Raw genomic sequence first — 12,476 nt, 5'->3', positions numbered from 1 at the left:
TTAATATGAAACCGTTCATCAACAAGCGTTTAATCAGCTACGCCCTAAGCCTAAGCTGCCTGGCTGTTAGCTCACTGAGCTATAGCCATCAAAACCACGACAGCACTAACAGCCAATACCAGCAGCAAAATATTACTGACAGCTTAACCATGCTCAGTAAAAAAGGCGGCAATATTCTATTAAGCCAAGGCGACGATGGTCTGCTCATTATTGATAATGGTTATGCGGATTTAGCAGGCGACTTAGCAACTGCGCTTAGCGAGCTGGGGCACGATAAAACCCTTAAATATATTATTAACACCCACTGGCATTTTGACCACACCGGCGCCAACGATGCCCTGGGCAAAAGCACCACTATTATCGCCCATGACAATGTACGCAAACGCTTGGCGCAAAAATCGGCCATCCCCCTGTTTAACTACCAAGCCGACGCCCACCCCCAACACGCACTGCCCAGCCTGACCTACCCGCAAGCCATGCGAGTACATTTTAATGGTGATGAATTACAGCTAGAGCATTTTGCCAACAGCCACACCGATGGCGACACGGTGATATTTTTTAGCAAAGCCAATGTGGTACACATGGGCGATTTAATGTTTTACCCCAGCTTTCCTTTTGTAGATATACACAACGGCGGCAACGCCATTAACTACGCTAAAAATATTGGCCTAATCCATGAGCGCATCAATGACAAAACCATCGTTATACCCGGCCACGGCCCCGTCACCGACAAAGCGGGCTTAGCAAAATTTAAAAATATGCTAGACAACACCATCGCCGAAGTTAAAGCCATGAAGGCCAAAGGCATGAGTCTAGATGCCATGCAAAAGCAGGGACTAAACAAACAATGGCAAGACTGGGGCAAGGGTTTTATTAACCAAGCCACTTGGATTAGCTTTATTGAGGCTAGTCTTTAGACGCTAGACGCTAGAAGGATAGTCATGCCGGACTTGATCCGGCATCTATTTTTTTAATAACCACTAAAAACTTAACGATCTTATTCCGCTGAATCTATAGCCAGGTCTTCCTCAACATCAGGCTTAGTCAAATACAAGCCCAATTGCAAACCCGCCAACAAGGCGCTGGCTAAAATTAAAATCTGCGCTAATTTTTTCATACTGTTTCGTTATCACTACTGTTTAAATTAATCACTCGGCCACAATTGCGGCCATCAGACTTGGCTTGGTATAGCGCCTCGTCAGCGTGCTTAATAAAATCGACCACATTGACTTCATCACTGGGCCGCACCACGCAGGCACCAAAACTCATGGTGACATAATCAGAAACGCCGGATTGACTGTGCTCTATTTGTAATTCCGCAATAGCTTTTGCTGCCCGTGCTATTACCCCCGCCTCATCCACCACCGTACCTGGCAGTATCACGGCAAACTCTTCGCCACCGTAGCGAGCCACCATATCCACCGAGCGTGAGAAGGCCCCTTTTAAAGCGATGGCGATTTGCTGCAGGCATTTATCGCCGGCTATATGGCCATAGTTATCATTATATTTTTTAAAATAATCGACATCACAAATAATTAACGACAGCACGGTTTTATCACGCCGCCCTCTAAACCACTCTTTCTCTAGGTACTCATCAAAGTAGCGTCTGTTCGCTAACTGCGTTAGGGCATCGGTGCGGGTAAGATGTTCTAATTTTCGATTTACAAAACTCAGTTCACGGGTGCGGGCCTTAACTTCTTCCTCTACATGCTCGGCTCTGGCGCGCAAAAAATAAATATAAAAACTCAAGGCCAAGGTGATCATCATGCCTATGAAGGCTATATACTTACCCTGCCCCGTGGCAACTAAGCCCAAATATTTAGCGGTGGGCACACCTTCAATTAACCATCGGCGGCCACCGGCAATAACGGTTTCTATACGAGCACCGTATTCTTCTAGTAAACGGCTGCCTTTTTCCGGCTCGTTTAGTGCAATATAAACGGTGCGCTCAGGCGAGGTGATATCTGAAACGGTAATTTCTAATTGCTGATAGCGCTCATAGTTTAAGTAATCAAAAATTAGCGAATCTATGCGTATAGCACCAATTAAAAAACCTCTAAATGCCTCTTGGTAGGCGCTAACAGTCGTGGGCGCACCGGCGTATACCGGCATCATGACCATGAGATAATTTTTGGCATCTTCAGCATCGTACTGCGGGTCGCCAAAAATAGGCTTTATATCAACACTAAACGTTCCCGGCCCTTGATCGCGTATCCTATCCAACTCACGACCCAGTAGCCCATCCGCTAAATTTAAACCCAACCCCGCACGATTATTGCGCGAACTCTGGTAATAAATGGGGTAATAGTAATCACGCAATTGCTCAGTGATTAACACGCCCTTATCGTTGCGCGTTTTAAATTCGTAGCCGGGGTATAGTTTTTTGGCAACCCCCTCATACAGCGCCCGCTCGCTGGCCACCACTTTGGGCACCCAAAATAACGATTGTAGATGTTTGTAGTTAGCCAGCGCATCGGCCCCCACTAGCTCAAAGGTGTGGTGGTCAACCTCGCTAACACTAAAAAAACTTTCTAAGGTGTTTAGCAGTGTCAAGGCCCGCTGGGTCTCGGCAGTGAGGTAGCCACCGTAAAGCTCTATATCAACGGCTACCGTTTGGTTGGCACGATTAAGTGCACGAGTTGTAGAATATTGAACCAAGGCATAGGTGATTAGCAGCCCTATCAGTAACAATAGTATGGAAGCCCAATAATGCTTTACTTTCATAATGTACTCATAGGGTTGCTATAGCCTTAACAAGCAGAGCGCTTATAAAAACATAGCAGAATCTACTTAGAACCCAAATGCAATTTTGAATACTACGCCATCTTCCAGTTCAGCATTGTTGACGCTATCAGTATCCACCTCTATAGAGCCATAACCCAAGGATATAGCTCCGTTCTTGATAACATGGGCCTTAACCCCTAGCGACCACTCTTGGTAGTTTTCTAAATCATTGAACGAGAGCTTGCCCGAGGCATAGTAAAGGTCAGCGTAAACTGAAACTTTATCGGCTACCGGTAACTCTGCTGAGCCCCCTACGGCTAGCGCCATGCCATCGTCAAAATCACTTTCTAAGACCACGCCTTTTAGGCCTAGCTTTAAGTCTAGTTGATGTATGGTTTTAGCTTCGCTCTCGGGAGGCAATACATCTACATAAAAGCCTATACGCAGCAAGTCAAAATCGTCGTCGTGTAATAAGTTAATATCTGCCGATGAATTTTCACCTACGGGGTCAAAACTGGCGCCTATACCAAAACTTTCATCACTCACGCTTAAATTAAAGCTGTCGGCTACAGCACTGTAGCTCATGCATAAGCCACACAGGGCTATAGTTTTTACCAGGTTTTTTATTGTCATTGTTTATCTCCTTTAGTGCTTAATTAGCAGTACTTGGCCTGTTTAATACAGGGTTTAAGTACCTAACTTGCTGTTGGCTTAGCCCACGATTTAGTCGACCAGCCGCCATAATTGTTGCTGGCAATATGCCACCGATTCTTTCTCTAGCTTAAGTAAATGCGCCCACAGTGATAATTGGGCTACCTCATGTAGTGCACTATTTACATCGCTGTAAACCGCTGCGGTTAGTTGCTCTAAACTTGCCGGCTGCAGGGTTTTTAAGGCCTGGATAATTTTACTCTCGCGGGCTAAACGATGTTGTAACAAGCGCTCAATTTCAGCAATGGGCTGCTCAATAAGCAGGCCATGGGCCGGCGCTATTGTAGTAATGGGGTAGTTTAACAGCAACTGTAGCGAGGCTAGGTAGGCCTGCATATCACCATAGGGTGGGATAATCACCACCGTAGAGCCCTGCATTATATGGTCACCCGCCAGCAGCATGCCCTCTTGTTCTAGTAAAAAACACAGGTGATTGCCTACATGTCCCGGTGTATGCAAGGCCCTTAGGCTAAACTCCGGGCTAGTAAACAGCTGGTTGTGAGCCAAGCTATGGTCGGGCTTAAAGCTCAGGTCTTGATGGCCATCATCTTGCGGCAATAGATTACCCAACAGCTGCGCACCTGTGCGCTGAGCCAACTGCTGAGCCGCCGGGGAGTGATCCTTATGGGTGTGGGTGACGAATATCCATTTCAGCTTGCCAGCGCAGGCTTTTATTATGGCCTCTATATGGCTGGGCTCGGCAGGGCCAGGGTCAATAACGGCAACCTGTTGCGTACCTATTAAATAGCTATTGGTACCCGGCCCCGTCATCAGGCCGGGGTTAGGCGCTGTAATCCGCCGCACTAGCTTAGACAGCTGTACGCATTCACCGGCAATAATAGGCTTCAAGGTAGCGAGTTTCTCTTCACAATAAAAAGGCAGCGTATGCTGCCTTTTTGAGATTGCTTATACTAGATTTTTTATAGGTACTACGGGGTCTACTTCGGCCTCGTAATCTATTTCATCAAAACCAAAACCAAACAGCTTTAAGAACTCATCTTTATAGCCCTGCATATCGCTGATTTCGAATAAGTTGTCATCGTTAATTTGCGCCCACAAGTCTTCAACCTTGCGCTGCACATGTGGCATTAGCTCTTTGTAGTCTGCACGTAAACGGCCGTCTTCATCCAGCTTAGGCGTGCTGCCATAAAGGCTTTCGCGGAACAGTAAATCGATTTGCTCTATACAGTTTTCGTGGGTGCCTTCTTCTTTCATGACTTTAAACAACAAGCCCAGGTATAAAGGCATAACGGGAATAGCCGAGCTGGCCTGGGTGACCACGGCTTTGAGTACCGATACTCTGGCGTCACCACCGCTGGCAGCTAGCTTTTCGCGTATGGACAGTACTTTTTTATCTAAGTCTTTTTTAGCGGCGCCTATGGTGCCATTCCAATAGATATCCTGAGTGATTTGGTCACCTAAGTAAGTGTAAGCGGTGGTTTTGGCGCCCGGGGCCAACACACCAGCCGCATCTAAGGCGTCTATCCACATCTGCCAATCTTCACCGCCCATAACGGCAACAGTGTTGTCTATCTCTTCTTGGCTAGCAGCTTCTATATTGAACTGCTTCAACACGTTTTTATCGGTATCTATACCAGTCTGCACCACATCTTGGCCTATAGGCTTAAGGGTAGACTTGTGTAGCACATCAGTCTTAGGGTGCTTGCGCACAGGGGAAGCCAGGCTGTATACCACTAGGTCTACTTGGCCTAAGTCCTCTTTAATCACGTCTATGGTTTTTTGTTTAATCCCATCAGAAAAGGCGTCGCCATTGATGCTTTTAGCATATAGGCCCTCAGCCTCGGCATACTGATGGAAGCCAGCTGAGTTATACCAACCGGCGGTGCCGGGCTTTTTCTCGGTGCCTTCTTTTTCAAAGAATAAGCCTAGAGTCGCCGCGCCGCTGCCAAAGGCTGCGGTAATACGTGAGGCCAAGCCGTAACCGGTAGATGAACCTATCACTAAGACCTTTTTAGGGCCGTTTTCTATGCTGCCATTGGCCTTTACGTAATCGATTTGGCGCTTAACATTGGCGGCACAGCCTGTGGGGTGAGTAGTTACACATAAAAAACCGCGTACGCGTGGCTTAATAATCATAATTGGCCCTTGGTTTAGGAGTCAGGTCATTAAAGACAGTGTTTAAATGAGCGGTATTATAAACTGCTAGCTCCACATAGCCAGCCTGTTTTTATGTGATAAGAGTAAAACTTTAGGCCAGCAGATTGCTATAATGGCGGCTTTTGCCCCTATAGCTATTGGTAGTATCCCCCCTATGAGTAAAGTTAATTTAGCCTATCAAACCCCCGCCGAGTGGACCGCCGCTGTACTGGCAGACTTTGATCGTTTTTTGCTCGATCACGCCACTGCTGAGAAAAAGGCCTCGGGTATGGCTATGTCTATGCTCTCCCATTACCCCGACCGCATAGAGCTGGTACACGCCATGGCCGACCTGGCCATAGAGGAGATGACCCATTTCCGCGAGGTGATCAAACTGGTACACGAGCGCGGTGGCCACGCCGACAAGGACGAAAAAGACCCTTACGTAAACGAGTTTCGTAAAGCTTTTAGACGCGGTAAAGAGGAATATTTTTTAGACCGTATGCTAGTAGGTGCCATTATTGAAGCCCGCGGTGCCGAGCGTTTTGGTCTGATTGCCGAGGCCTTAGAGCCAGGTAAATTAAAAAACTTCTATATCGCCATTAGCCGCTCGGAACAGCGCCACGAAGGTTTGTTTGTGGACTTGGCTTATATTTATTTTGATAAAGCCATAGTTGATCAGCGCTTGGCTGAACTGATTGCCATAGAAGCCGACATAGTCAAAGCCCTACCCCATCGCGCAGCGCTGCATTAAACCATGTCAGCCGTTGCGAAATACCTACAGCACTACGCTGAGCCCGAATCGCAATGGCTAGAAAGCTTTAGCTACCGCTTTGCGCAATGCCTGGCTATACCCATGTATAAGGAAAGCCCAGCCAACTTCGACTATTTTTGCGACTTTGCTAGCCTACACCCCGGCACCCTGCTAATTATTGTGCTTAACCGGCCGGTAAGCGACCACGAACAACTTTGGGCGCAAACGCTAATCAACAGCCTATCAACACCGTTATGGCAAGCCGCCCATCATCCCTTAAGCTATTACCCTTTAGCCCAGCACAGCGGTGTATTGCTGGTGGATCGCTGCGTAACAGGCGCAGCTATTGCCACCGAACAAGGGGTGGGCTTAGCCAGAAAAATAGCCAATGATATAGCCTGCCAGTTAATCCAGCGCCAACAGATACAACAGCCTTGGATATTTAATACCGACGCCGATGCGCGCTTACCGCAGGATTATTTTACTAGCGCTGAGGCTTTTGATAGTAATAAACATGCCGCCCTGTTATTTAGCTACCAACATATAGGCGCCAATCAGCCTACGTTAGACACTGCCACCCAACTCTATGAACTGTCATTGGCCTATTATGTTGCTGGCTTAGCATGGGCGGGCTCGCCTTATGCTTACCACACCTTGGGCAGCATTATGGTGGTGAACTATAAGCACTACGCTCAAGTCAGAGGTTTTCCTAAACGCGCAGGCGCAGAAGATTTTTATTTACTCAACAAATTGGCAAAAACAGCGGCCATTGTAAGTTTAGACACCAGCATCAGCATACTCAGCCGTGCCTCAAACCGAGTACCCTTTGGCACCGGCCCCGCCGTGCAACAAATTATAGCCAGCGGCGACTATGACGCCATGCCCTTTTATGACCCAGCTATCTTCCATTATTTACGGGCCATGCTGGCAATCATAAGCGCACTGGCTAATGGCGCAACACTACAAGCAGCGCTGCACACTATTGACGAGCCTGGCGTCGATAAGGCCCTGCTAGAATCAGCCCTGATACATTTCGATTTATATAAAGCCCTGCATCACACAAATAGCCATGCCAAAACCCAGACACAACGCTTACGACAACTAACTACCTGGTTTGACAGTTTTAAGACCTTAAAATTTTTGCATTATATTCGTGACATGGCCTACCCCATGCTAGCTTATAGCGAATGGCAACAAGCCATTAAGCAGCAAGCCTTTGGGCAAGAGTTGCAACTACCTGAGCTAGCGAGCTAGCTAAACTCTGTTGTTAACAGCGCTAGCCACGACCAGCTTATAGGCAAAAGTTTACTCCGCCGTTTTAATAAATAATGTACTTAATATTTCATTAACCGCGGCGTCATCCATGCCGGCGTTGTCCTCGGCACAGGAGTAGGTAATCAATAAGGCCAGATTATCACAGCGCAAATACCAGTCTCTTACGGCATCGCCATCGTCACTATAGCAAAAATAATAGCCCTGCAGCTCGTCTAAACTAACTGCTTGGCCGCCACCAAACTGCTGCTCTACCTCTAAACTAAATTCGCGCAGTTCAGCATCACTGACAGCACCGTCGCTTTTTTCTAAAGTGGTAATTGCAATCTCACCCACGCCATCTTCATCGCTAATTAAGATGGTTTCTTCGTCTTCTTCAGCCTGCCATTCAGGGGGTAAATCAATAATCCACCACTGCGTTTCAACCACATTCATGTTTTATCTCCAGCACTGCCAGGCAGTTTCTTAATCATAATTTTTGCATGTTCACGGCCTTGCACTGCCGGGTAATAATTTTTGCGTAGCCCGACTTCTTCAAAACCCGTTTTAAAATATAAAGCAATAGCCGCTGTGTTTGAGGCTCGGACTTCTAAATAACACTGGCTGGAGTTAGCACCAATACAACGTTGCAAACCCTGGCTCAATAAAAAATGTGCATAGCCACGCTGATGAAAATCTGGATGTATAGCAATATTAAGTAAGCAGCTTTCACCACAACTATGCTGCAATACCATAAAGCCTAGCAATTGCTCGCCGGCCACTAACAGGTGGCAGTCGTGGCTTTGTAAACTATCGATAAACTGCCCTGGCGACCAAGGATAAGCCGTAGCCGCTAGGTTTAAAGCCGCCACCGCATCTACATCAGCTAGCTGCATAGGCCTAATCGTTAAAGGGGCTGTACTCATTTATTCAGCTAAACGCAGCGGTGCTATATGCTGCCACAGCTCACGCTTAAGTTGCGGTTGCGCATAAGCTTTGGCGGCGCAAGCAGTAATCAAACCGTTACAGGCTAGCGGCTCTAAGGATTGCAGCACACCCACTTGGGTATCTGCTAAGTTAAGATGCTGCGCAGCGGAGCCAAAAATAATCGCATTGCGCTTGGGCGTATGCTCTTTTAAAAAAGCATTTAGCGCCGAACGCGCAACAGCTGCGCTTTGATCAACGGCCGAACTGTTAATCATAGGCCAGCTAAAAGGTAAGTATTGTGGCGGCGCGGTATCGCCCAAGGCTAATAAGATATTGGCCAGCATATGCTGATAATCTTGCGCTTTTTGGCCGTTAATGGCCTCGGCAATCAATAAAAAGCGGCTGGCAACAACTACCACCAACGTAAACTGCGGCACCGCCCGCGACTCGGCCGCAGGCTCGCTGGCTTGGCTTGCTGTTGTTGCGACTGGTGGTTTAGTGACTTTTTTAACTGCGGCTGGGTCTATCAGCCCCATGCTAGCCATAACATTTTTAGCTGCCGAGGCTGCAGCTGTGGCGGCTTGATTTTCGTTATTCGCCGCCGGCTCTACACTGGTAGTAGCAGGCTCTGCCACTGGCAATAAGCAAATAGGCGATGCTAAAGCACCGGGCAGCACGGCTCTAGGGAAGTAGCTAGCTACGCCCATGGCATCCAAATACGCTTGCCGGTGTAGTTCGTTCATTAAATGCCTTTTTGTGGGTGGGCTTTTAATACCCCCGCATCCAATAAGTTCAGCGCATCTAAATAAGCTTTAACGGAGGCCACTAAAACATCGGTATCGGTACCTAGGCCATTTACAATCACCCCGGCCTTCTCTAAGCGTACGGTGACACCGCCAATAGAGTCGGTACCTTGAGTGACTGCATTGACCGAATACAGCAGTAGCGATGAGTCGCTATTGACCACGCTCTCTATTGCCTTAAAGGTAGCATCGACTATGCCATCACCTTCACTGGCACAGCTCACCTCTGCACCCGCTATGGATAAACGCAACTCTGCTGCGGGTTTATGGCCTGTTTGTGAGCGTGCATCTAAGCTAAGCAACTTGTATTTTTCTTCAGCGTTTTCGTTATTAGAATCCGAAACCAAGGACTGTAAGTCTTCATCAAAAATTTCATGTTTTTTATCGGCCAGCTCTTTAAAGCGATCAAACACTTGGTTGAAAACTTTTTCATCGTCAAAGCTCACCCCTAAATCGGTAAAACGAGCTTTAACCGCCGCGCGACCGGAGTGTTTGCCCAGCACTAATTTATTGGTATTCCAGCCCACATCTTCGGCACGCATAATTTCATAGGTTTCCCTATGCTTTAATACGCCGTCTTGGTGTATGCCCGATTCATGGGCAAAGGCGTTAGCCCCCACTATGGCCTTATTAGGCTGTACCGGGAAACCAGTAATAGAAGACACTAAGCGCGATGTAGGCACAATTTGCGATATATCAATCTGTGTCTCTACTGGGAATATGTCGCCACGGGTGCGCACCGCCATGACTATCTCTTCTAGGGCTGCATTACCGGCGCGCTCACCCAGGCCATTGATAGTACATTCTACCTGTCTGGCCCCCTGCATTACCGCAGATAAAGAGTTAGCTACCGCCAAACCTAAATCGTTATGGCAGTGCACAGAAAAAACGGCTTTATCGGCATTGGGGATGGTATTGAGCAGGCGGGCAATTAACTCGCCATACTGAGCAGGTTCACCGTAACCTACGGTATCAGGTAAGTTAATAGTGGTGGCACCAGCCTCAATGACCTGCTCTATGATGCGGCATAAGAAATCGAACTCTGAGCGCGAGGCATCCTCACAGGAAAACTCTACATCGTTAGTATAAGTGCAGGCCTGCTTCACCGACTGCACGGCACGCTCAACCACTGCATCAGGCTGCATGCGCAGCTTGTATTCCATATGTATGGGGGAGGTGGCTATAAAAGTGTGTATACGAGCACTATTAGCCGCTTTTAATGCTTCACCGGCACGCTCTATATCTTTGCTATTTGCTCTGGCCAGGCTGCAGATAGTGCTGTCTTTTACGGCCTTAGCGACGGCTTGCACAGCATCAAAATCACCGGGGCTGGCAATGGCAAAGCCAGCCTCTATAACATCAACCCGCATTTTTTCCAGCATTTTGGCGATACGAACCTTTTCATCCTTGGTCATAGAAGCCCCAGGGCTTTGCTCACCATCGCGTAAAGTAGTATCAAAAATAATTAATGGCGACTTGCTCATACATGCTCCGGAATCACACAAATAGCTAAACGGTTAAAAAGTGAATTGGCGCCATTGTACTAGAAATAAAACCTTAAATAACGGGCTATCTCGCAATACGCATTAAACGAAAGCCCATAGAAAAGCTGGCGGCATAGGGCTCGGCACTTTGTCTAGTGGAAGAGGCGGTAATCCAGGGGAAGCTAAACCAAGCGCCGCCACGTAAAACCTGCTCTTCGGTATTGCAATCTTCCACACGCGCACGGCCATCACTGGGGGCATTGCGGTAACTATCATGATAGCAATCTTGCAGCCACTCGCGCACATTGCCATTCATATCATACAATCCAAAGGGGTTGGGCTTATAGCTAGCCACTGGCGCGGTACGACGGCCCACGCCATCATCACAAGTAATTAAGGGCTTGCCACCTCTATCGCGCGCCTCGCTTATATCAGCAACATTGCCATATAAGCAAAGCTGATTAATATCATCACCAAAGAAAAAGGGCGTAGTCGTGCCAGCTCTAGCGGCATACTCCCATACTGATTCGCTGGGCAATTGGTAGTGCTGGCCGGTTTGCTGTGACAACCACTGAGCATAGGCCACGGCATCATCCCAAGTCACATTAATGACCGGTCTATCACCCCGGCCCCAGCCTCTATCGTCGGGCAACTCTATATTGGCCGCCTTAGCGTAGGCATCATATTGACTAAAACTCACCTCGTGCACCATAAGCGCAACACCCTCGGGAATAGTCACCAAACGCAAAGGCCGGTCGTCATCATAACAATCTGCTGCCACTTGGCAGCCCATCACATAACTAGCGGCTGGCAACCGCACCATCTTAGGCCCGGCCTCACCATTAGCTAAACGATCATTAAAAAAATCAGCCTCTGTAGGCAATGGCGCAGCCAGCGGTTGGCCATCCTCGGCTTGAAAAGAAGATGGCGCGCAGGCCGACAGGAGCACACAAACAACAAGCAACAATTTATCACGACTAAACAAACCCATTATTATTCTCATTTATTAAAGCTGGGGAAATTATCTAAGCATAGTAACAAAAATAAAAAGTAATAAGTATTGAGGGGGCAATGCAGGGGGGGATTTAGCAGCGAGTACGTTGGGCTCTTTGAGTATGTAACATACCTGCATAAGTGTGGGTTCAGCCTGGCTTATGGCTATCATCCTTCGGACTGCCCCATGAGTTTTGGGCACACATGGGCCTTTGTAGTGGCACTAGGTATCACTATCCAAAATAAAAAACCCCAGTAGGTGAACCTACCGGGGTGTCAGTGCGGCCCGCGAGCGTAGCGAGTGCTGTGGGCCTTTAAATTAAAGCCTGGCGAGAGCCTACCCCATGAGCGTAGCGAGTGCTGTGGGTATGACCTACTCTGTGATTGCCTCTGGCAAGAGCCTGCCCCGTGCAACGTTTTGGGCATCATCCTTCGGACTGCCCTGCGGGCATGAGCCTGCCCCGCGACTGCAAGGAGTGATTTGGGTACTTGCGCGAGACGCGCAATCACATGGCAAGCCTTTGGCTTGCTTCTGGGGGGAGTGTTTCCTCGCAATCCAAAATAAAAAACCCCAGTAGGCGAACCTACTGGGGTGTTTTATTTTGAAGCCTGGCGATGACCTACTCTCACATGGGGAAACCCCACACTACCATCGGCGATGACACGTTTCACTTCTGAGTTCGGGATGGGGTCAGGTGGTACCATGTCTCTATGGTCGCCAGGCAAACTGGC

12 protein-coding genes and 1 rRNA gene are annotated in these 12,476 nt (G+C 48.1%); 3 read left to right on the top strand and 10 right to left on the bottom strand.

Annotated elements, in window-relative coordinates:
• The first annotated feature begins 5 nt into the window (after positions 1 to 5).
• Positions 6 to 917, top strand: a complete 912-nt coding sequence (locus tag NO559_RS14625) for an MBL fold metallo-hydrolase (RefSeq protein ID WP_258332616.1) — start codon at positions 6 to 8, stop codon at positions 915 to 917.
• A gap of 196 nt (positions 918 to 1,113) precedes the next feature.
• On the opposite strand, the gene NO559_RS14620 is transcribed toward NO559_RS14625, so the two are convergent.
• The 4 genes from NO559_RS14620 to fabV all read right to left on the bottom strand — a co-directional run bounded on the left by NO559_RS14620 (position 1,114) and on the right by fabV (position 5,532).
• On the bottom strand, positions 1,114 to 2,724 hold the full coding sequence (locus tag NO559_RS14620; RefSeq protein ID WP_258332615.1) for a diguanylate cyclase: 1,611 nt from the start codon (positions 2,722 to 2,724) through the stop codon (positions 1,114 to 1,116).
• 66 nt (positions 2,725 to 2,790) lie between these two features.
• Entirely contained in the window at positions 2,791 to 3,357 is a 567-nt protein-coding gene (locus NO559_RS14615; protein ID WP_258332614.1) for a YfaZ family protein, read from the bottom strand.
• Between the two features lie 90 nt (positions 3,358 to 3,447).
• A complete protein-coding gene (locus NO559_RS14610) occupies positions 3,448 to 4,284 on the bottom strand; it encodes an MBL fold metallo-hydrolase (RefSeq protein ID WP_258332613.1) in 837 nt (278 codons plus the stop codon).
• Between the two features lie 57 nt (positions 4,285 to 4,341).
• Positions 4,342 to 5,532 carry an enoyl-ACP reductase FabV gene (fabV, locus tag NO559_RS14605; protein WP_258332612.1) on the bottom strand — a complete coding sequence of 397 codons (1,191 nt, stop codon included), beginning with the start codon at positions 5,530 to 5,532 and terminating at the stop codon, positions 4,342 to 4,344.
• Positions 5,533 to 5,707: 175 nt separating this feature from the next.
• Here fabV and NO559_RS14600 point away from each other — a divergent pair, with 175 nt between their 5' ends.
• Both NO559_RS14600 and NO559_RS14595 read left to right on the top strand, forming a co-directional pair.
• Positions 5,708 to 6,286, top strand: a complete 579-nt coding sequence (locus NO559_RS14600) for a tRNA-(ms[2]io[6]A)-hydroxylase (RefSeq protein WP_258332611.1) — start codon at positions 5,708 to 5,710, stop codon at positions 6,284 to 6,286.
• Between the two features lie 3 nt (positions 6,287 to 6,289).
• Positions 6,290 to 7,540 (top strand): hypothetical protein, encoded by a 1,251-nt coding sequence (locus NO559_RS14595; protein WP_258332610.1) that lies wholly within the window; start codon positions 6,290 to 6,292, stop codon positions 7,538 to 7,540.
• Between the two features lie 51 nt (positions 7,541 to 7,591).
• Here the strand turns inward: NO559_RS14595 and NO559_RS14590 are convergent, their stop codons facing one another.
• From NO559_RS14590 to rrf, 6 genes are all read right to left on the bottom strand, one after another.
• Positions 7,592 to 7,993, bottom strand: coding sequence for a hypothetical protein (locus NO559_RS14590; protein ID WP_258332609.1), 402 nt, complete (start codon positions 7,991 to 7,993; stop codon positions 7,592 to 7,594).
• Positions 7,990 to 8,463 (bottom strand): ribosomal protein S18-alanine N-acetyltransferase, encoded by a 474-nt coding sequence (gene rimI, locus NO559_RS14585; RefSeq protein ID WP_258332608.1) that lies wholly within the window; start codon positions 8,461 to 8,463, stop codon positions 7,990 to 7,992. Before rimI ends, NO559_RS14590 begins: the two co-directional genes overlap by 4 nt.
• The gene (locus NO559_RS14580) at positions 8,464 to 9,207 is read right to left on the bottom strand and encodes a hypothetical protein (protein ID WP_258332607.1); all 744 of its coding nucleotides are present in this window, start codon (positions 9,205 to 9,207) and stop codon (positions 8,464 to 8,466) included.
• The gene (locus tag NO559_RS14575; RefSeq protein ID WP_258332606.1) at positions 9,207 to 10,751 is read right to left on the bottom strand and encodes a 2-isopropylmalate synthase; all 1,545 of its coding nucleotides are present in this window, start codon (positions 10,749 to 10,751) and stop codon (positions 9,207 to 9,209) included. The genes NO559_RS14580 and NO559_RS14575 overlap by 1 nt, the downstream gene beginning before the upstream one ends.
• Before the next feature lie 85 nt (positions 10,752 to 10,836).
• Positions 10,837 to 11,754 (bottom strand): formylglycine-generating enzyme family protein, encoded by a 918-nt coding sequence (locus tag NO559_RS14570; protein ID WP_258332605.1) that lies wholly within the window; start codon positions 11,752 to 11,754, stop codon positions 10,837 to 10,839.
• Between the two features lie 597 nt (positions 11,755 to 12,351).
• Positions 12,352 to 12,467: ribosomal RNA gene (gene rrf, locus NO559_RS14565) — 5S ribosomal RNA — on the bottom strand.
• Between the last annotated feature and the right edge of the window lie 9 nt (positions 12,468 to 12,476).

The sequence above is a fragment of the Dasania sp. GY-MA-18 genome (genome assembly GCF_024734385.1).
In the GTDB taxonomy this organism is placed as follows: Bacteria; Pseudomonadota; Gammaproteobacteria; order Pseudomonadales; family Dasaniaceae; genus Dasania; species Dasania phycosphaerae.
Note: the sequence above shows the minus strand (reverse complement) of the source record. Positions and strands in the feature narration are given on the sequence as shown.

What these genes read in the sequence shown, in the direction of transcription:
- NO559_RS14625 (WP_258332616.1), top strand. Translation starts at nt 6, where the DNA reads ATGAAACCGTTCATCAACAAGCGTTTAATCAGCTACGCCCTAAGCCTA.
- NO559_RS14620 (WP_258332615.1), bottom strand. Translation starts at nt 2,724, where the DNA reads ATGAAAGTAAAGCATTATTGGGCTTCCATACTATTGTTACTGATAGGG.
- NO559_RS14615 (WP_258332614.1), bottom strand. Translation starts at nt 3,357, where the DNA reads ATGACAATAAAAAACCTGGTAAAAACTATAGCCCTGTGTGGCTTATGC.
- fabV (WP_258332612.1), bottom strand. Translation starts at nt 5,532, where the DNA reads ATGATTATTAAGCCACGCGTACGCGGTTTTTTATGTGTAACTACTCAC.
- NO559_RS14600 (WP_258332611.1), top strand. Translation starts at nt 5,708, where the DNA reads ATGAGTAAAGTTAATTTAGCCTATCAAACCCCCGCCGAGTGGACCGCC.
- NO559_RS14595 (WP_258332610.1), top strand. Translation starts at nt 6,290, where the DNA reads ATGTCAGCCGTTGCGAAATACCTACAGCACTACGCTGAGCCCGAATCG.
- NO559_RS14590 (WP_258332609.1), bottom strand. Translation starts at nt 7,993, where the DNA reads ATGAATGTGGTTGAAACGCAGTGGTGGATTATTGATTTACCCCCTGAA.
- rimI (WP_258332608.1), bottom strand. Translation starts at nt 8,463, where the DNA reads ATGAGTACAGCCCCTTTAACGATTAGGCCTATGCAGCTAGCTGATGTA.
- NO559_RS14580 (WP_258332607.1), bottom strand. Translation starts at nt 9,207, where the DNA reads ATGAACGAACTACACCGGCAAGCGTATTTGGATGCCATGGGCGTAGCT.
- NO559_RS14575 (WP_258332606.1), bottom strand. Translation starts at nt 10,751, where the DNA reads ATGAGCAAGTCGCCATTAATTATTTTTGATACTACTTTACGCGATGGT.
- NO559_RS14570 (WP_258332605.1), bottom strand. Translation starts at nt 11,754, where the DNA reads ATGAGAATAATAATGGGTTTGTTTAGTCGTGATAAATTGTTGCTTGTT.